Annotated in this window: 20 protein-coding genes; 4 read left to right on the top strand and 16 right to left on the bottom strand. The window is 72.4% G+C overall.

Going from position 1 to position 17,535, the window contains the following annotated elements:
- Positions 1-53 precede the first annotated feature (53 nt).
- On the bottom strand, positions 54-890 hold the full coding sequence (locus PED38_RS01595; RefSeq protein ID WP_063072908.1) for a PP2C family protein-serine/threonine phosphatase: 837 nt from the start codon (positions 888-890) through the stop codon (positions 54-56).
- Positions 887-1,978: an FHA domain-containing protein gene (locus tag PED38_RS01590; protein WP_270979308.1), complete on the bottom strand. Its 1,092-nt coding sequence runs from the start codon at positions 1,976-1,978 to the stop codon at positions 887-889. Before PED38_RS01590 ends, PED38_RS01595 begins: the two co-directional genes overlap by 4 nt.
- Positions 1,979-2,189: 211 nt before the next feature.
- Here PED38_RS01590 and PED38_RS01585 point away from each other — a divergent pair, with 211 nt between their 5' ends.
- The 3 genes from PED38_RS01585 to PED38_RS01575 all read left to right on the top strand — a co-directional run bounded on the left by PED38_RS01585 (position 2,190) and on the right by PED38_RS01575 (position 3,977).
- Positions 2,190-2,669 (top strand): Lrp/AsnC family transcriptional regulator, encoded by a 480-nt coding sequence (locus tag PED38_RS01585; protein ID WP_063072906.1) that lies wholly within the window; start codon positions 2,190-2,192, stop codon positions 2,667-2,669.
- A gap of 106 nt (positions 2,670-2,775) precedes the next feature.
- Positions 2,776-3,387: a methylated-DNA--[protein]-cysteine S-methyltransferase gene (locus tag PED38_RS01580; protein WP_270979306.1), complete on the top strand. Its 612-nt coding sequence runs from the start codon at positions 2,776-2,778 to the stop codon at positions 3,385-3,387.
- On the top strand, positions 3,384-3,977 hold the full coding sequence (locus PED38_RS01575) for a DNA-3-methyladenine glycosylase I (protein ID WP_270979305.1): 594 nt from the start codon (positions 3,384-3,386) through the stop codon (positions 3,975-3,977). The genes PED38_RS01580 and PED38_RS01575 overlap by 4 nt, the downstream gene beginning before the upstream one ends.
- Before the next feature lie 80 nt (positions 3,978-4,057).
- On the opposite strand, the gene yaaA is transcribed toward PED38_RS01575, so the two are convergent.
- From yaaA to PED38_RS01515, 12 genes are all read right to left on the bottom strand, one after another.
- Complete coding sequence (gene yaaA, locus PED38_RS01570) at positions 4,058-4,813, bottom strand: peroxide stress protein YaaA (protein WP_270979303.1); 756 nt, start codon at positions 4,811-4,813, stop codon at positions 4,058-4,060.
- 97 nt (positions 4,814-4,910) lie between these two features.
- Positions 4,911-5,180 (bottom strand): F0F1 ATP synthase subunit epsilon, encoded by a 270-nt coding sequence (locus tag PED38_RS01565; RefSeq protein ID WP_012037856.1) that lies wholly within the window; start codon positions 5,178-5,180, stop codon positions 4,911-4,913.
- A gap of 1 nt (position 5,181) precedes the next feature.
- Positions 5,182-6,642 carry a F0F1 ATP synthase subunit beta gene (atpD, locus tag PED38_RS01560; RefSeq protein ID WP_012037855.1) on the bottom strand — a complete coding sequence of 487 codons (1,461 nt, stop codon included), beginning with the start codon at positions 6,640-6,642 and terminating at the stop codon, positions 5,182-5,184.
- Between the two features lie 36 nt (positions 6,643-6,678).
- On the bottom strand, positions 6,679-7,578 hold the full coding sequence (locus PED38_RS01555; RefSeq protein ID WP_063072903.1) for a F0F1 ATP synthase subunit gamma: 900 nt from the start codon (positions 7,576-7,578) through the stop codon (positions 6,679-6,681).
- 49 nt (positions 7,579-7,627) lie between these two features.
- Positions 7,628-9,265 carry a F0F1 ATP synthase subunit alpha gene (gene atpA, locus PED38_RS01550; protein ID WP_063072902.1) on the bottom strand — a complete coding sequence of 546 codons (1,638 nt, stop codon included), beginning with the start codon at positions 9,263-9,265 and terminating at the stop codon, positions 7,628-7,630.
- 55 nt (positions 9,266-9,320) lie between these two features.
- A complete protein-coding gene (locus tag PED38_RS01545) occupies positions 9,321-10,112 on the bottom strand; it encodes a F0F1 ATP synthase subunit delta (RefSeq protein WP_063072901.1) in 792 nt (263 codons plus the stop codon).
- Positions 10,112-10,681, bottom strand: a complete 570-nt coding sequence (locus PED38_RS01540) for a F0F1 ATP synthase subunit B (RefSeq protein WP_063072900.1) — start codon at positions 10,679-10,681, stop codon at positions 10,112-10,114. The genes PED38_RS01545 and PED38_RS01540 overlap by 1 nt, the downstream gene beginning before the upstream one ends.
- Before the next feature lie 11 nt (positions 10,682-10,692).
- Positions 10,693-10,923, bottom strand: coding sequence for an ATP synthase F0 subunit C (gene atpE, locus PED38_RS01535; protein ID WP_063072899.1), 231 nt, complete (start codon positions 10,921-10,923; stop codon positions 10,693-10,695).
- A 46-nt stretch (positions 10,924-10,969) separates the two neighbouring features.
- Positions 10,970-11,794, bottom strand: coding sequence for a F0F1 ATP synthase subunit A (gene atpB / locus PED38_RS01530; RefSeq protein WP_414146366.1), 825 nt, complete (start codon positions 11,792-11,794; stop codon positions 10,970-10,972).
- Positions 11,795-11,971: 177 nt separating this feature from the next.
- Positions 11,972-12,442 (bottom strand): hypothetical protein, encoded by a 471-nt coding sequence (locus PED38_RS01525; protein ID WP_063072897.1) that lies wholly within the window; start codon positions 12,440-12,442, stop codon positions 11,972-11,974.
- Positions 12,439-13,758: an MraY family glycosyltransferase gene (locus PED38_RS01520; protein ID WP_270979295.1), complete on the bottom strand. Its 1,320-nt coding sequence runs from the start codon at positions 13,756-13,758 to the stop codon at positions 12,439-12,441. Before PED38_RS01520 ends, PED38_RS01525 begins: the two co-directional genes overlap by 4 nt.
- Positions 13,755-14,669, bottom strand: a complete 915-nt coding sequence (locus tag PED38_RS01515) for an L-threonylcarbamoyladenylate synthase (RefSeq protein ID WP_442870647.1) — start codon at positions 14,667-14,669, stop codon at positions 13,755-13,757. The genes PED38_RS01520 and PED38_RS01515 overlap by 4 nt, the downstream gene beginning before the upstream one ends.
- Positions 14,670-14,800: 131 nt before the next feature.
- On the opposite strand from PED38_RS01515, the gene PED38_RS01510 reads away from it, so the two are divergent.
- A complete protein-coding gene (locus PED38_RS01510; RefSeq protein WP_270979294.1) occupies positions 14,801-15,448 on the top strand; it encodes an HAD-IA family hydrolase in 648 nt (215 codons plus the stop codon).
- A gap of 73 nt (positions 15,449-15,521) precedes the next feature.
- Here PED38_RS01510 and prmC read toward each other — a convergent pair whose 3' ends face one another.
- Together prmC and prfA are read right to left on the bottom strand one after the other, a co-directional pair.
- A complete protein-coding gene (gene prmC / locus PED38_RS01505) occupies positions 15,522-16,397 on the bottom strand; it encodes a peptide chain release factor N(5)-glutamine methyltransferase (RefSeq protein ID WP_270979292.1) in 876 nt (291 codons plus the stop codon).
- A 54-nt stretch (positions 16,398-16,451) separates the two neighbouring features.
- Positions 16,452-17,531: a peptide chain release factor 1 gene (gene prfA, locus PED38_RS01500; RefSeq protein ID WP_063072892.1), complete on the bottom strand. Its 1,080-nt coding sequence runs from the start codon at positions 17,529-17,531 to the stop codon at positions 16,452-16,454.
- Between the last annotated feature and the right edge of the window lie 4 nt (positions 17,532-17,535).

Below are 17,535 nucleotides of genomic sequence, written 5' to 3'. Positions count from 1 at the left end.
ACCGCCGAGCGGTCGGACCGGTTCGGACCGGTCGGACCGGGTCGACCTCGCGGTCAGCGGCGCAGGCCGCGGCGGCGCGCGGGCTCGGGTGCCTCGGAGGGCGGCTCGATCCGCAGGACGTCGACCACCACGGCCGTGACGTTGTCGCGCCCCCCGTTCCCGAGGGCGCCGCGCACGAGACGTCCCACGGCCGTCGCGGCGTCGTCCGCGTGCAGCAGGTGGCCGCGGATCTCCTCGTCCGACAGCTCCTTCGTCAGCCCGTCGGAGCAGACCAGCAGCCGCAGCCGTGCGGTGACGGGCAGCAGCCAGTAGTCGGCCTCGGCCGCGTCGCCGACGCCCACCGCCCGCGTGATGATGTTGCCGTCCGGGTGCAGGTCGGCCTGCGCGCGCGTGATCCGGCCCGCGTCGACCATCTCCTGCACCACCGAGTGGTCGACCGTGACCTGCTCGAGCACGTCTCCGCGGAGCTGGTACACGCGCGAGTCGCCCACGTTGAACACGGCCCAGTACGGCCGGTCGGAGACGATGGTGAGGCACGCGCCCGTCACGGTCGTGCCCGCGTGCAGCTCGAGGTCGCCGGTCTCCTCGCGGATGTCCTCCACCGCGCGCTCGAGGGCCGGCTCCACGCCCTCGGGATCCGCGAAGCCGCCCTCGGCCCGCGCCTGCTCCTCGGCGAGGCGTCGGATGACGGCGTCGCTGGCGACGTCGCCCGCCGCGTGACCGCCCATGCCGTCCGCGACCGCGAAGTAGGGCACGGCGGCGAGGACGCTGTCCTCGTTGTGGTCGCGGCGGAGCCCGCGGTCGGTGGCGGACGCCCAGCCGAGCACGAGCGTGCGCCCGTCGGGCAGGGCGAGTCGCGTCTCGGGGACGTCGGGGCCGATGGCGGTCATCGGGCCGGCAGGATCTCGAGGACGACGCCGTCGCCGATGTCCACGCGCGTCCCCGGGACGACCACGAGCGACTCCCCGCGGTGCAGCGCGAGGCGCTCGGCCCCCGGCACGAGCACCGCCGTCCCGTTCGTGGAGTCGAGGTCCGTCACGACGACCGCGCCGCCCTCCTGCCGGATGCCGACGTGCGTCCCCGAGATCTCGCCCAGCGGGGACGCGACGGCGACGAGCCGCGGGGCGGCGCCACGCACGACGCGCGGCGGGCGCGGGCGGCGTCCGACGACCGCGGGCACGTCGAGGGGGATGCGCTCGGCGTCCGCCGGTCCCTCCGGGTCGCTGCGGCGGGCGGGGTCGGCCGGCACGATGCGGAACGCGTGGACGGGCAGCGGGGCGAGGTCGCCGTCGCCCGCCGGCGCCGTGGGGATCGCGGCGGTCGGGGCCGCCGCGGATCGCGCGCGCGCGGAGGCCTCGGAGACGGCGGGCGCAGGGGCTGGGGCGGTCGCGGGCGGGACGGCGTGGGCCGGCTCCTGCGCCTCCGCGGGTGCCGCCGCCTCCGCGTCCGGACGCGCGTGCGCGCCCCGGCGACGACGGCCGGACGGCGGCGCGTCCCCGGTGAGCCGAGACCAGGCGACCTGTCCGCAGACCACGGCGCCCGCCAGGATCGGCAGCGCGTCCAGGACGTCCGCCGCCACCGCATCGGCCGTCCGGCCCAGACGGTAGGCCGCGACCCGGTCGAGCGTCGCGAGGTAGAACGGGACGGCTCCCCGTGCGTCGATCCGGCGGATCCCGCCGTCGGCGGCGACGTCGATCACGGCGTCGCCGCGCAGCACCACCTGGAGGCGCGCGCCGTCCGGTCCGTCCCCGTCGTGGACCGCGATGCCGAACGAGGGGACCTCCGCGTCGCCCCGCAGCGGCAGCACGGCGACGAGGGACTCCGCCTGCACGTCGGAGCCCGCCAGGATGTCCCAGACCCGCGCGACCGCGCCGGATCCGACGCCCGCGGGCAGGAGCACCGCCGCGTGCGGGACGACCAGGCCGATGCCCTCGGGGCCCGCGGAGGCCGGCGCGGAACGGTGGGAGCCCTCGCTCACGTCATCGGCTCCATCGAGGATCGGCGCCCGGAGGGGCGGGTCGGCGCCGGGCCCCGGGCGGCCGGACGCGCTGCCTCGGATCCTACCGCTCGTGCGCCCCGCACCGGGTCGCGCGGCGATGGCGTGACGCGGCGGATGATCCGCTCGGTCGCGCGGGCGCCGGGCCGCGGATCCGGTTGCCCGGCCTCCCTCGGACTGCCATGCTCGTGCGATGAGCACGCCGCACCGCCCCTCCGCCCGCGGGCTCCCCGTCGACGCGATCTCGCGCTCCATCGTGGAGCAGCTGCGCGCCGACGGCCGCCGGTCGTACGCGGAGATCGGCAAGGCGGTCGGGCTGAGCGAGGCGGCCGTGCGCCAGCGGGTGCAGAAGCTCACCGACGGCGGCGTGATCCGCATCGTCGCGCTCACGGACCCGCAGCAGCTCGGCCTCACCCGCCAAGCGATGATCGGCGTGACGGTCAGCGGCGACGTGCGGCTGGTCGCCGACGCCCTCGCGGCCATCCCGGCGGTCGACTACGTGGTCATCACCGCGGGCACCTTCGACCTCCTCGCCGAGGTCGTGTGCGAGGACGACGACGAGCTGGTGGAGCTGCTGAACGCGCGGATCCGGGCGCTCGAGGGCGTCGTCAGCACCGAGACCTTCGTGTACCTCAAGGTGCACACGCAGGACGGGCACGGGCGATCGCGGTGAGGCGGGAGACGTCCGGCCGGCTCCTCCCCCGCCCGCGTGGTCGACGCGGATCCCCCAGCCTTCCACCCGCCCGGATCCCCCGCCCCGCAGCCCCTACGTTCGCCGCATGACCGCTCCCCCCGCCGCCGCCCCCGCTCCCGCCGCCGCCCGCCCGAGGGCGGTCCCTGCCGATGTCGCTGCCGCTGCCGCTGCCGGGAGCCGGCTCCGGCCCGCGCGCGGCACCCTCGCGCCGGGTCACGCGCTGCTGCGCATCCCCTCCCCGGTCGGGCGCCTCGAGCTCGTCGCGGACGGCGACCGCCTCGTCGCGCTCTCCATCGCCACCGCGGACGCGCTGCCGCTCGACCACCTGCCCGACCGGCCGAGCCCGGTGCTCGACGAGGCGGCCCGGCAGCTCGACGCGCACCTCGCCGGTCGGCTGCCGGTCCTCGACGTCCCGGTGCGGCTGGTCGGGACGCCCTTCCAGCTGGCCGTCTGGGAGGCGCTCATGCGCGTGCCCCACGGCGGCGTCATCACCTACGGCGCGCTCGCGGAGGCCGCCGGTCGCCCGGGTGGCGCCCGCGCGGTCGGCGGGGCGGTCGGAGCCAACCGCCTCTGCATCCTCGTCCCCTGCCACCGTGTGCTCGGCTCCGACGGCCGGGTCACGGGGTTCAGCGCGGGGGACGGCGTGTCCACGAAGCTGCGCCTGCTCGCCCTCGAGGGCTCGGTGCTGCCGTCATGACCCGGGCCTCCCTGGTCACGGGCGAGGACGGCCTCGTCCGCTGCGCGTGGTCCGCGGGCGACGCCGAGTACCGCAGGTACCACGACGAGGAGTGGGGCCGGCCCCTGCACGGCGACCGCCCGCTGTTCGAGAAGCTGTCGTTGGAGGGCTTCCAGGCCGGCCTGGCCTGGATCACCATCCTCCGCAAGCGCCCGCGTTTCCGCGAGGTCTTCCACGGCTTCGACGTCGACGCGGTCGCCGCCCTGGACGACGACGACGTCGAGCGGCTCATGGGCGACGCCGGCATCATCCGCAACCGCGCGAAGATCCTGGCCGCCCGCGGCAACGCCCGGATCGTCCGGACGCTCGTCGACGAGCGCGGCGCCGGCGCGCTGGACCGCCTGATCTGGGCGCACGCCGCGGATCCGACGACGCGGGAGCGCCCCGCGACCGCGGACGACATCCCGGCGGTGACCCCGGAGTCGACCGCCCTGAGCCGGGAGCTCAAGGCGCTCGGCCTGCGGTTCGTGGGCCCGACCACCGTCTACGCGCTCATGCAGTCCTCCGGCCTGGTCGACGACCACGTCGTCGGCTGCCACCGGGCGGCCTGATCCGGCCGTCACCCGCGAGCGCGAGCCACGGCGCTCAGGGCTCGGGGCTCGCCCCCCCCCGTGCGGGATCCGAGCGACCGTCAGCGGGCGGCGGCTACGAGCACCAGCTCGCCGTCGGCGCCGCGGTCGAGCTCGACGCCCGACTCCCCTGCCCACTCGAGGAGCTCGGCCACCGAGCCGAGGTCCCGCCCGCCGAGCACGAGGGCGCGCACGAGCTCGCCCTTGGCCTTCTTGTTGAAGTGGTTGAGGGCGCGCGTCGTGCCGTCCTCGCCGCGGGCGACCACCCGCACGACGGCGGAGTCCGCGTGGCCCGGACGCGGGCCGAGCGCGGCGTAGCCCTCGCTGCGGAGGTCGAGCACGAGCCCGGGCACCTCGGCCAGGGCCGCGCGGACGGACGCCGCCCAGTGCGCCTTCATCCGCACGCCGGGCACCCGGCTGTCGTGCGACAGGCGGTAGGCGGGGATGGGGTCGGTGGCGGCGATCGGGCCGAAGAGCGCCGAGTGCACGGCGACGTGGCGTCCGGCGAAGGCGAGCTGCTCCGCATCGAGGCCCGCGGCGCCGATCGGGTCGTACAGCACCCCCGTGTAGCGCAGGAGCGCGGGCATCGTCGGGGACGACTCCACGACGCGGTTCCGCTCCACCTCGGCGGCCTGCCGCGGCCCGAGCTTCAGCGCACGCGCCGCCGCCTCCGGATCCCGCGCGAGGTCCGCCACGGCCCGCACCACGGTCCGGCGCTCGGCGGTGAGCGCGGGGAACGCCAGGCGGTCGAGGTCGAGCGGGGAGGCCGCATCCCCTCCGTCGCGCTTGGTCTCGGACGGCGGCAGCAGGACGAGCACGGGACGGGACCTCCAGGACGGGACGGATGGCAGGCGGACGCACGAAGGCGGACGGCCCCCGAGGGGACCGCCCGCCTTCGGACGATGCGACGTGACGCTACGCGACCAGAGCGGCCTTGCGCGCGACCACGGTCACGTTGTCGTTCTCGACCGAGAGGAAGCCCTCGTCGGCGTCGGCCGTGATCACGGCGCCGCCGTCCTGCGTGATGCGGACGTTGCCGGTCGCGAGGATCGCCAGGAGCGGCTCGTGACCGGCCAGGATGCCGATCTCGCCCTCGCTGGTGCGCGCGACGACCATGGACGCCTGGCCCGACCAGACCTGCTGGTCGGCGGAGACCACGGTCACCGTGAGATCAGCGCGGGCCATGTCAGCCGTTCTCCTTCTGGATCTCGGACCAGCGGCGCTCGACGTCGTCGAGGTCGCCGACGTTGAAGAACGCCTGCTCGGCGACGTGGTCGTAGTCGCCGTCGGCGATCTTCGAGAACGACTCGATGGTGTTCTTCAGTGGCACCGTGGAGCCCTCGACGCCCGTGAACTTCTTCGCCATGTACGTGTTCTGCGAGAGGAACTGCTGGATGCGGCGCGCACGCGACACCGTGACCTTGTCCTCCTCGGAGAGCTCGTCGACGCCGAGGATCGCGATGATCTCCTGCAGCTCCTTGTTCTTCTGCAGGATCGCCTTGACGCGGGTGGCCGTGTCGTAGTGCGCCTGGCCCAGGTACCGCGGGTCGAGGATGCGGCTGGTGGACGTCAGCGGGTCGACGGCCGGGTAGAGACCACGCGACGCGATCTCGCGGCTGAGCTCCGTGGTCGCGTCGAGGTGCGCGAACGTGGTGGCCGGGGCCGGGTCGGTGTAGTCGTCCGCGGGGACGTAGATGGCCTGCAGCGAGGTGATGCTGTGGCCGCGCGTCGACGTGATGCGCTCCTGGAGCACACCCATCTCGTCGGCGAGGTTGGGCTGGTAGCCCACCGCGGACGGCATGCGGCCGAGCAGCGTGGAGACCTCGGAGCCGGCCTGCGTGAAGCGGAAGATGTTGTCGATGAAGAGCAGCACGTCCTGGTTCTTCACGTCGCGGAAGTACTCCGCCATCGTGAGCGCGGACAGCGCCACGCGCAGGCGCGTTCCCGGCGGCTCGTCCATCTGGCCGAAGACCAACGCGGTCTTGTCGAAGACGCCTGCCTCCTCCATCTCCATGATGAGGTCGTTGCCCTCACGTGTGCGCTCGCCGACGCCGGCGAACACGGACACGCCGCCGTGGTCCTGCGCGACGCGCTGGATCATCTCCTGGATGAGGACGGTCTTGCCGACGCCCGCTCCGCCGAACAGGCCGATCTTGCCGCCCTGCACGTACGGGGTGAGGAGGTCGATGACCTTGATGCCGGTCTCGAACAGCTGCGTCTTGGACTCGAGCTGGTCGAACATCGGGGGCTTGCGGTGGATGGGCCAGCGCTCGGTGATCTCGATCGGCTCGCCGCCCTCGTTGTTGAGGATGTCGCCCGTGACGTTGAACACCTTGCCCTTGGTGATGTCGCCGACGGGCACCGAGATGGCGGCACCGGTGTCGCGCACCTCCTGGCCGCGGACGAGGCCGTCCGTGGGCTTCAGGGCGATGGCGCGCACGACGTCGTCGCCGAGGTGCAGCGCGATCTCGAGCGTGATCTCCGTCGACTCCTCGCCGATGGTGATCGTGGTCTTCAGGGCGTTGTAGACCGGGGGGATCGAGTCGTGCGGGAACTCGATGTCCACGACCGGGCCGGTGACGCGGACGATGCGTCCGACGCCGGCCACGCTGTCGCTGGCGACCGGCGCAGTGGCGGTGTCAGTCATTGATGTCTCTCTTCTTCATCCGTGGTGCGTGAGGTCTTACTTGCTGGAGGCGAGCGCGTCCGCGCCGCCGACGATCTCGGAGATCTGCTGCGTGATCTCGGTCTGGCGCGCGTTGTTCCGCAGCCGGGTGTAGGTGGTCACGAGCTTGTCGGCGTTGTCGCTCGCCGACTTCATGGCCTTCTGGCGTGCGGCGTGCTCGGAGGCGGCCGACTGCAGCATGGCGTTGAAGATGCGGCTCTCGATGTAGACGGGCAGCAGCGCGTCGAGCACGTCGCCCACCTCGGGCTCGAACTCGTAGAGCGGGAGGACGGTGCCCTTCTCGGGCGCCTCGACCCCCTCGACGACCTCGAGCGGGAGGAGCCGCACGACCTCGGGCTTCTGCGTGGCGATCGACACGAAGCGGTTGAAGACGATGTGGATCTCGTCCACGCCGCCCGCCGACGCCTCGGTGACGAACTTCTCCACGAGCGCGTCGCCGATCGACTTCGCGGTCTCGAACTCGGGCTTCTCCGTGCTGCCGGTCCAGATGCGCTCCGAGGAGCGCTTGCGGAACTTGAAGTACCCCACGGCCTTGCGGCCGACGAGGTAGTAGACGATCTCCTTGCCCTGCGAGCGGAGGAGCTCGGCGAGCTGCTCCGACTCCTTCAGGACGCTGGAGCTGAACGCGCCGGCGAGGCCGCGGTCGGAGGCGAAGATGACGATCGCCGCCCGCTCCACCTTCTCGGGCTCGGTCGTGAGGATGTGGTCGACGTTGGAGAACGTCGCCACCGCCGAGACCGCGCGCGTGACGGCGCGGGAGTACGGCGCGGACGCCGCCATCCGCTGCTGCGCCTTCTGGATGCGCGACGCGGAGATCAGCTCCATCGCGCGGGTGATCTTCTTCGTCGTCTGCGCGGACTTGATCTTCTGCGTGTAGACCCGGAGTTGCGCTCCCATGAGTCTCCCTATCGGTCTCGGTCGGTGGCGGATCGGTGGGGCGAGCGCGTCAGCGCTTGCCCTTGACGATCTGCTCCTGGTTGACGTCCTCGGCCTTGGCGGGCTCGAACTTCTCGGATCCCACGGAGGCGAGCGGCTTGCCCTCGCCCGTCTGGAACTCGAGCTTGAACGCGTCCACTGCCTTGTCCATCGCGTCGACGATGTCGTCGGTGAGGACGTTCTTCTCCTTGAGCTGCGACAGCACCTCCGTGTTGCGGTGGAGGTGGTCGAGCAGCTCGCGCTCGAAGCGCAGGATGTCCTCGACGGGGACCTCGTCGAGCTTGCCCTTCGTGCCCGCCCAGATCGAGACGACCTGCTCCTCGATGGGGAACGGCGAGTACTGGGGCTGCTTGAGCAGCTCGGTGAGGCGCGCGCCGCGGGCGAGCTGGCGACGGCTGGCCGCGTCGAGGTCGGACGCGAAGATCGCGAACGCCTCGAGGGAGCGGTACTGCGCGAGCTCGAGCTTGAGCGTGCCGGAGACCTTCTTGATGCTCTTCACCTGGGCGTCGCCGCCGACGCGCGAGACCGAGATGCCGACGTCGACCGCGGGACGCTGGTTGGCGTTGAAGAGGTCGGACTGCAGGAAGATCTGGCCGTCGGTGATCGAGATCACGTTGGTGGGGATGTACGCCGAGACGTCGTTGGCCTTCGTCTCGATGATGGGCAGGCCCGTCATCGATCCGGCGCCCAGCTCGTCCGAGAGCTTGGCGCAGCGCTCGAGCAGGCGGGAGTGCAGGTAGAACACGTCGCCGGGGTACGCCTCGCGTCCCGGCGGACGGCGCAGGAGGAGGGAGACGGCGCGGTAGGCCTCGGCCTGCTTGGACAGGTCGTCGAAGATGATGAGGACGTGCTTGCCGCCGTACATCCAGTGCTGGCCGATGGCCGAGCCCGTGTAGGGCGCGAGGTACTTGAAGCCGGCGGGGTCGGACGCGGGGGACGCGACGATGGTCGTGTACTCCATGGCGCCGGCCTCCTCGAGGGCGCCCTTCACCGAGGCGATGGTCGAGCCCTTCTGGCCGATGGCGACGTAGATGCAGCGCACCTGCTTGTTCGTGTCGCCGGACTCCCAGTTGGCCTTCTGGTTGATGATCGTGTCGATCGCGATGGCCGTCTTGCCGGTCTGGCGGTCGCCGATGATGAGCTGGCGCTGGCCGCGGCCGATCGGGATCATGGCGTCGATGGCCTTGATGCCGGTCTGCATGGGCTCGTGCACGCTCTTGCGCTGCATGACGCCGGGTGCCTGGAGCTCGAGGGCGCGGCGGCCCTCGGTCGCGATCTCGCCCTGGCCGTCGATGGGCTTGCCGAGCGGGTCGACGACGCGGCCGAGGTAGCCGTCGCCGACGGGGACGGAGAGCACCTCGCCGGTGCGGCGCACCTCCATGCCCTCCTCGATGCCGGCGAACTCGCCGAGCACGATGACGCCGATCTCGCTCTCCTCGAGGTTCTGGGCGAGGCCCAGGGTCCCGTCGGCGAACGTGATGAGCTCGTTGGCCATGACGCCGGGCAGGCCCTGCACGTGGGCGATTCCGTCGCCCGCGTCGAGCACGTAGCCGACCTCTTCGGTCGAGGCCTTGCCGGGCTCGTAGGACTGCACGAAGTCCTTGAGCGCGTCCCGGATCTCGTCGGGGCTGATCGAAAGTTCTGCCATCTTCTTTCCCTTTGCATTCACGAGAGCGGACGGCTCCCGAGGTGACGCCCGCCGGTCAGGCGAACTGGAGTCTCAAATCGTTGATCCTGGTGGCGACGCTGCCGTCGATGACGTCGTCGCCGATCTGCACGCGGAGGCCGCCGACGAGGTCGCGGTCCACGACCTCGTTCAGCTCCACCCGCCGCGAGTAGCGGCGGCTGAGGGCCTGCGCCAGGCGCTCCGACTGCTCGGGCGACAGGGGCGAGGCGACGCTGACCGTCGCGATGGTGAGGCCCGCCTGGTCGGCCACGAGGGCGGCGGCGTGACGGATGAGCTCGCCCATGCGGCGGCCGCGGGGCTGCTGCACGAGCTGCTCGACGATCACGACCGTCTGCTCCGATGCCCGGCCGTCGAGGAGACGGTGGACGAGCGTCGACTTGGCCCGGGCGTCGCCGAGCTTGTCGCCGAGCGCCAGCTCCAGCCCGTCGTCGGTGGAGACGGCGCGGCCGAAGGTGAACAGCTCCGCCTCGATGGGCGTGCCCTCGGGCGCCGAGATCGCCACGGCGCGGATGCCGAGCTCCTCGATGCCCGCCAGCAGCTCGTCGTTCGACGACCAGCGGCCGTCGACGACCGCGCGGAGGACGCGCAGCGCCGGCTCGTGGACGGTGGGGCCGAAGACCCGGTCCACGATGGCGTGCTTGACCTCCGGCGCGATGCCGGTGTCGGCCAGCGCGGAGAGCAGGTGCGTGGATCCGCCGATGGCGCGACCGGCTCCGAGGAGCTGGCCGGCCGTCGACAGGTCGACGCCCCCGAGCCCCACGAGGACGCGACGGGCCGACTCCAGCGATGCGCGCGATGCACTGCCCATCAGCTGGCGGATCCGGTCCTGCCGGCGGTCTCGCTGGCCTCCAGGTCGGCGAGGAACCGGTCGACGAGCGCGGTGGAGCGCTGGTCGTCCGTGAGGCTCTGCCCGATGACGCCCGACGCGAGGTCGATCGCGAGCGATCCGACCTCGGAACGGAGCGAGACGACCGCCTGCTGGCGCTCCGCCTCGATCTGCGACTGGGCGCTGGCGGTGATCCGGGCGGCGTCGGCCGTGGCCTGCTCCTTGATCTCCGCGGCGATCGCCGTGGCGTCGACGCGGGCCTGCTCGCGGATGCGACCGGCCTCGGCACGCGCCTCGGCGAGCTGCGCTGTGAGCTCGGCCTTGGCGGCGTCCGCCTCGGCCTGCGCGCGCTCGGCCTTCTCGATGCCGCCCGCGATCGCCTCGGTACGCGCGTCGAGCAGCGTGTACACGCGCGGGAGCGCGTACTTCCAGATGACCAGCAGGAGGACGACGAACACGACCGCCGACCACATGATGTCGTAGACAGCGGGCAGCAGGATGCTCTGCGTCGTCTCTTCACCTGCCGCCATCACGTTGTGGGACGAGATCATGCGCGTGGTCCTTACTGGAAGATGAAGTAGGTGGCGAGGCCGATCAGGCCGAGCGCCTCGGAGAACGCGATGCCGAGGAACATCGTGGTCTGCAGGCGGCCCGCGATCTCAGGCTGGCGCGCGATGGCCTCGACGGTCTTGCCGGCGACGATTCCGACACCGATGCCGGGGCCGATCGCGGCGAGACCGTAGCCGACGGTCGCGATGTTGCCGTTGATCTCGGCGAGAATGATGGGATCCACTGGGGTTTCCTTCCGGTTGGGTGATCTCGTGGGTGGACGAGATCGCTTAGTGCTCCTCCGCCACGGCCAGCTGGATGTAGACAGCCGTGAGGAGGGCGAAGATGTAGGCCTGCAGGACCGCGACGAGCAGCTCGAAGAGCGTGAACGCGAAGCCGAGGACGAGGGTTCCGGCGCCGAGGAACTTGAGGGCGCCCTGCGACTCGAAGAGGAAGAACCACGTCGCGGAGAAGCAGAGGACCAGCAGGAGGTGCCCCGCGACCATGTTCATCAGGAGTCGGAGCGTGAGCGCGACGGGCCGGATGATGAAGGTCGACAGGAACTCGATGGGCGTCAGCAGGATGTAGATGGGCCACGGGGCGCCGGCCGGGAAGAGGCTGTTCTTGAAGAAGCCCAGCCCCCGGTCCTTGATGCCCGCGTAGATGAACGTGATGTACGCGATGACCGCGAGGAGCATCGGGAGGCCGATGACCGAGGTGCCGGCGATGTTGAGGAACGGGATGATGCCCGTGAGGTTCATGCCGACGACGAGGAAGAAGATCGTCGCGAGGATCGGCAGGAAGCGCTTGCCGTCCTTCTTGCCCAGGATGTCCTCGGCGATGTTCACGCGGACGAAGTCGACGCTCATCTCCATGAGGTTCTGCGCGCGGCCGGGGACGAGCGTGAGCTTGCGCGTGCCCAGGACGAAGACGACCACGAGCACCGCGAGGACCAGGAGGCGGATCAGCATGATCCGGTTCAGGTCGAAGCCCGTGCCCTCGAAGAAGGCGATCGGCGGGAAGAACTCCCCGATGGTGGGAGCGTGGAACCCCTCACCCGAGTCTTCAGCGGCGAGGGTGATGATGCGTGGTGCAGCGATGGCTAACAGCGCTATCTCCTGTTTCGGGGCGTGGAGCGCGAGCTCTCGCGGCGACGAACGGATGGGGTGAGAAGACGCCGGCGTGAGGTGGTTCTGGGCACGGCCCGACGGGAATCGTCTGGAGAGAGACTACCAACAATGAGGGTGCCCTGACTAATCGCGTCGCACGCGACTCGGGGACCCGGGTGCGGATCAGCTGCGGGGCGGCTGCGCGTCGCTGACGTAGGGCATGCGGGCCCGGCTGATGACCACGACGTCCATCACGAGGGCGCCGACGACGCCCACCACGATGGTCACGAAGAGCACCATGAGGTTGATCCAGGGCTGCTCCTTGAGGGTGAGCGTGATGGCGAGGAACACGCCGAACTTCACGACCCAGGCGCCCAGCACGATGCCGAAGAAGAGCTGCGGGTAGCTCTCCGAGGCCCGGAAGCGCTGGGCGAAGAGGATGCTGCCGGCGGTGATCCCGAGGAACACCAGCGCCATGGCGCTGCCGATGACGGCGCTGACGACGCCGCGTCCGCCGTCGACCGCGAAGCCGACGATGCCGCCGACGACGGCGATGGCGAGGGCGAGCAGGGCGCCCGCCACCAGGATGCGGGTGAACACGGCCTGCGCGGGCGTGCGGCCGGTCGTCCCGGGGACGCTCGTGTCGTCGGTCATGCGGTCTCCTTGTGGTCCCCCGCGTGCGGGAGGTCGGTGGGTCGGGTCGGCGGGGTGCCGTGCGCGAGCTCGGCGTGCTCGAGCTCGACGGCCTCGAGCTCGGACTCCGAGAGGCGCGCGAGCGGACGGTCGCCCGCGGCCTCGTCGAGCGGGTCGTAGTGCGCCGCGTCGTCGGAGTCGGCGTCCGCGGGGACGAGCTGGGCGGCGGCCTCGAGGCGCTTGCGACGGCTGAGCGGGGCGAGCGTGACCACGGCGCAGGCGATCATGCCCACGACGATGAAGCCCACGCCCCAGGCGTAGGGCTGCACGACGAACATCAGCAGGCAGCCGGCCGAGACGACGCCCGTCCACGCGTAGAAGATCAGCGTCGCGTGCAGGCGCGAGTGGCCCATGTCGAGCAGACGGTGGTGGAGGTGCTTGCGGTCGGCGCTGAACGGCGACTTGCCGGCCCGGAGCCGACGGAAGACCGCGAGGGCGAAGTCGAGCAGCGGCACGATGAGGATCGCGAACGGCAGCAGGATCGGGAGGAACGCGGGCAGCAGCTGCGAGCGGCCGAAGGTCTCCGGGTTCGGGTCGATCTCGCCCGTGACCGCGATGGCGCTCGTGGCCATGAGGAGGCCCACGAGAAGCGCGCCCGCGTCGCCCATGAAGAGCTTCGCCGGGTGCCAGTTGAACGGGAGGAAGCCGAGGCACGCGCCGATGAGGACCGCGCTGATGAGCGACGCGAGGTTGAAGCGCTCGGTCTGGCCGGTGGCGGTGTCCGACAGCAGGAAGCTGTACAGGAAGAAGGCGCCGTTGGCGATGATGGCGACGCCCGCCACCAGGCCGTCGAGGCCGTCGATGAAGTTGACGGCGTTCATCACGAGGACGATCGCGAAGATCGTCAGCATGATCGACATCTGCGAGGAGCCGACCGTGAGGCCGCCGATGGGCAGCGAGGAGATGGCGACACCCTGCCAGGCGAGGAGGCCGGCGGCGAGGATCTGGCCGGCGAGCTTGATCATCCAGTCGAGGTCGTAGATGTCGTCGAGAACGCCGATGACCACGATCATGAGGGCGGCGCCGAGGATGGCGATCACCGGCCCGGGCCGGTCGAAGACGAGGCCGAACCAGCTCACCTGCGACGCCACGGCGAACGCGACGAGGATGCCCGCGAACATCGCGACGCCGCCGAGCCGGGGCGTCGGGCGGGTGTGCACGTCACGGTCGCGGATCGCCGGGTAGAGCCGGTAGCGGTAGCCGAGCTTCATCACGACCATCGAGAGCACGAGCGTGATGACCGCCGAGACGACCGCCATGGCGGCGTAGTAGGTCACCGGGGGTGCGCGGGCGGATCCGCGGAGGGCTGGGACGCGGAGGGCTGGGACGCCGACGGCTGGGACGCCGACGGCGCGTCGCGCTCGGCGCCGCTCGCGATGCCGCGCGGGGCCTCGGGCTCGTCGGGGACCGCGGCGGGAGCGGCGGCCACGGGGGCGGCATCGGCGGCGGCCGGCTCCTCGCCCGAGGCGGCGACGTCCGCGTCGACGGCATCGTCGGCCGGCTCGCTCGGCGCAGCCACGACGGGCTCGAGCTCGTCGCCGATGAGCTGCTGGATCTGCGCGCGCGTGACGGCGCCCTCGCGGACGATGCGGACGCGGCCGCCGGCCTCGGTGACGCGCGACGCGTCGACGATGGTCGAGGCCGCTCCCCCGGCGGCGCCGCCGTCGAGGAAGACCTCGACGCTCTCGCCGAGCTGGTCGACGGCCTCCTGGGCCGTCGCCGCGGCGGGCCGGCCCGTGCGGTTGGCGGACGAGACCGCGAGCGGGCCCGTCTCCGCGAGGAGCTCGAGCGCGACCGGGTTCGCGGGCATGCGGAGCGCGACCGTGCCGCGGGTCTCGCCGAGGTCCCAGACCAGGGAGGGCTGCGCGACGAGGATCACCGTGAGGCCGCCGGGCCAGAACTCGTCCACCAGTCGGCGGACGACGTCGGGGACGAAGTCGGCGAGGGCGTCGAGCGTGGACTGCCCGGGGATGAGCACGGGCGGCGGGGCGTCGCGGCCGCGGCCCTTCGCGTCGAGGAGGCGCTGGACGGCGTCCGGGTTGAAGGCGTCGGCGGCGATGCCGTAGACCGTGTCCGTGGGGATGACGACCACCTCGCCGCGGCCCACCGCCTGTCGGGCGAGTCTCGTGCCGGTGAGGAGGTCGGTGTCGACTGAGCAGTCGTAGATGCGCGCCATGTCGTCGCTCATCGTAGCCGAGCGCACGCCCGCGGCCCTGAGCGGAGGATCCGCGTGGCGGCACCCGCCGCACGCGGGTCCGCGAGGCGGCGCCGAGCATCCGGGAGGATGCGCGCGACCGGGCCGGCCGCATACTGGGGCGGATGACCTCCGCGCCCTCCCCCTCGCCCGCCGCCGGGCTCCTGTTCGTGTTCGACATGGACGACGTGCTCTACGACCACGACTGGCGGGGGCCGGCGGACCGGATCACGGCGGCCACGGGGCACGACATCGCCGAGCTCCGCCGTCGCTGGTACAACGACGACGGCGAGTGGGCGGCCGAGGCGGGGCGCATCGACGCCGACGCCTACCTCGACGCGTTCTGCACGGCGGTGGGCGTGGAGATGGACGAGGACGAGTGGGTGCGTCGGCGTCGCGCCTCCATGACGGTGCGGCCGTCCGCGCTCGAGGCCGTGGCACGGGCGAGGGAGGCGGGCCGGATCACACTGCTCACGAACAACAACGCCCTCGCCGCCCGGCACCTGCCGACCCTCGCGCCCGAGCTCGTGCCGCTGTTCGGCGTCGAGCACCTGCGGACCTCGAGCGGGTACGGCGCGCGGAAGCCCGATCCGGCCGTGTTCCGCGGGGTGCTCGCGGCCTACGGCCAGCCGGCCACGCGCACCTTCTTCGCCGACGACCGGATCGACAACGTCGAGTCCGCGCGCCGACTGGGGATCAGCGGGCACCACGTGCGCGGCGACGGCGACCTGCTGCCGGCGGTCGAGCGCTTCATCGAGGCGCAGCGGGGCTGACCGGCTCGCGGGAGCGTCGTGCGGCCGGCCTGACCGGCTCGCCGGAGCCGGTCGGAGCGCAGCGCGCCGGTGGTCAGCGGACCGCGGTCGTCGCCCGGTCGCGCCGGGTGAGGTCCTCGTGCGTGCGCGTCTGGCGCCAGCCGTCGGCGTAGAGCAGCGCACGGATCTCCGCGCCCTGCAGCTCGCCGTGCTCGATGACGAGCGCGCCGCCCGGATGCAGGAGGCGCCGCGCGGTTATGGAGACGAGCCGCACCACGTCGAGGCCGTCGGCGCCGCCGTAGAGGGCGAGCGCGGGATCGTGCAGGCGGACCTCGGGATCGCGCGGCACCGCGTCGACCGGGATGTAGGGCGGATTCGAGACGACCACGGAGACCGTGCCGTCGAGCTCGGGGAACGCGTCGGCGAGGTCGCCGAGCACGAGGTGCACGTCAGGCGCGAGGCGGGCCACGTTGCGCGCGGTCCACGCGTGCGCGGCGGGCGACACCTCGATGGCGTGCACGCGCGCGTGCGGCACCTCGGTGGCGAGCGCGAGGGCGAGCGCACCGGATCCGGTGCCGAGGTCGACCGCGACGGGCGCCTCCCCCGGTGCGGCGGACAGCGCGTCGATCGCGAGCTGCGCGACGTGCTCCGTCTCGGGCCGCGGGACGAACACGCCCGGTCCCACGAGCAGCTCGAGCGAGCGGAAGTGGGCGACGCCCGTGATGTGCTGCAGCGGCTCGCGGCGGGCGCGCCGGGCGGCGAGCTCGAGGACGCGCGCGGCATCCGCGGCGTCGACCGCGGCGCGCGTGATGGCGCGTGACTGCACCTGCCCCCGTGAGAGGCCGAGGACGTGCCCGACGAGGAGCTCGGCGTCGACCGCCGGGTGCTCGATCCCGGCCGCGGCGAGCGTCGTGCCGACGTGCATGCGGAGGGCGTCGACCGTGGCGGGGACGCCCTCCCCGTCAGCCACGGGCGCGCGGGCCGCGGGCGACGACCGGGGCGACGCGCGGGGCGGTCGCGCGGATCACGCGTCCGTCCCGAGCGCGTCGAGCCGCGCCTCCTCGTCGGCCTGGATGCAGGACTCCACGACCGGGTCGAGGGCGCCGTCCATCACGGCGTCGAGGTTGTACGCCTTGTACCCGGTGCGGTGGTCCGCGATGCGGTTCTCCGGGTAGTTGTACGTGCGGATGCGCTCGGACCGGTCCATCGTGCGGATCTGGCTGCGGCGCACGGCCGAGGCCTCCGCGTCGATCTCCTCCTGCTGCTTCGCGAGGACGCGCGCCCGGAGGACGCGCATGCCGGCCTCGCGGTTCTGCAGCTGGCTCTTCTCGTTCTGCATCGCGACCACGATGCCCGTGGGCAGGTGGGTGATGCGGACGGCGGAGTCGGTGGTGTTGACCGACTGGCCGCCGGGGCCGGACGAGCGGTACACGTCGATCTTGAGGTCGTTGGGGTCGATGGCGACCTCCTCCACCTCCTCGACCTCGGGGATCACGAGCACGCCCGCGGCCGAGGTGTGGATGCGCCCCTGCGACTCGGTCGCCGGCACGCGCTGCACGCGGTGCACGCCGCCCTCGTACTTGAGATGCGCCCACACGCCGAGCGCGGGGTCGTCAGAGGTGCCCTTGATGGCGACCTGCACGTCCTTGTAGCCGCCGAGGTCGCTCTGCGTCTGGCTGAGGACCTCGGTCTTCCAGCGGCGCGACTCGGCGTAGTGCAGGTACATGCGGAGCAGGTCGGCGGCGAACAGCGCGCTCTCGGCGCCGCCCTCCCCCATCTTGATCTCCATGATGACGTCGCGCGCGTCGTCGGGGTCGCGCGGGATCAGGAGCCGCCGGAGCTTCTCCTGCGCCGCGTCCAGCTCCTGCTCGAGGCCGGGGATCTCGTCGGCGAACGCCGGGTCCTCCTCGGCCAGCTCGCGGGCGGCGGCGAGGTCGTCCGTGAGCTGGGTCCACTCCGCGTGCGCGGCGACGATCCGGCTGAGCTCCGCGTAGCGGCGGTTGACCTTGCGCGAGCGCGACGCGTCGGCGTGCAGCTCGGGGTCGCCCAGCTGCTGCTGGAGCTCCTCGTGCTCCTCCAGCAGCTGGACGACGGACTCGAACACCTGG

It is taken from the genome of Clavibacter sp. CT19 (genome assembly GCF_027858075.1).
Taxonomy (GTDB): Bacteria; Actinomycetota; Actinomycetes; order Actinomycetales; family Microbacteriaceae; genus Clavibacter; species Clavibacter tessellarius_A.
Note: the sequence above shows the minus strand (reverse complement) of the source record. Positions and strands in the feature narration are given on the sequence as shown.

Coding starts and splice junctions, on each gene's coding strand:
- PED38_RS01595 (WP_063072908.1), bottom strand. CDS start 890: ATGACCGCCATCGGCCCCGACGTCCCCGAGACGCGACTCGCCCTGCCC.
- PED38_RS01585 (WP_063072906.1), top strand. CDS start 2,190: ATGAGCACGCCGCACCGCCCCTCCGCCCGCGGGCTCCCCGTCGACGCG.
- PED38_RS01580 (WP_270979306.1), top strand. CDS start 2,776: ATGACCGCTCCCCCCGCCGCCGCCCCCGCTCCCGCCGCCGCCCGCCCG.
- PED38_RS01575 (WP_270979305.1), top strand. CDS start 3,384: ATGACCCGGGCCTCCCTGGTCACGGGCGAGGACGGCCTCGTCCGCTGC.
- PED38_RS01565 (WP_012037856.1), bottom strand. CDS start 5,180: ATGGCCCGCGCTGATCTCACGGTGACCGTGGTCTCCGCCGACCAGCAG.
- atpD (WP_012037855.1), bottom strand. CDS start 6,642: ATGACTGACACCGCCACTGCGCCGGTCGCCAGCGACAGCGTGGCCGGC.
- PED38_RS01555 (WP_063072903.1), bottom strand. CDS start 7,578: ATGGGAGCGCAACTCCGGGTCTACACGCAGAAGATCAAGTCCGCGCAG.
- atpA (WP_063072902.1), bottom strand. CDS start 9,265: ATGGCAGAACTTTCGATCAGCCCCGACGAGATCCGGGACGCGCTCAAG.
- PED38_RS01545 (WP_063072901.1), bottom strand. CDS start 10,112: ATGGGCAGTGCATCGCGCGCATCGCTGGAGTCGGCCCGTCGCGTCCTC.
- PED38_RS01540 (WP_063072900.1), bottom strand. CDS start 10,681: ATGATCTCGTCCCACAACGTGATGGCGGCAGGTGAAGAGACGACGCAG.
- PED38_RS01525 (WP_063072897.1), bottom strand. CDS start 12,442: ATGACCGACGACACGAGCGTCCCCGGGACGACCGGCCGCACGCCCGCG.
- PED38_RS01515 (WP_442870647.1), bottom strand. CDS start 14,669: ATGAGCGACGACATGGCGCGCATCTACGACTGCTCAGTCGACACCGAC.
- PED38_RS01510 (WP_270979294.1), top strand. CDS start 14,801: ATGACCTCCGCGCCCTCCCCCTCGCCCGCCGCCGGGCTCCTGTTCGTG.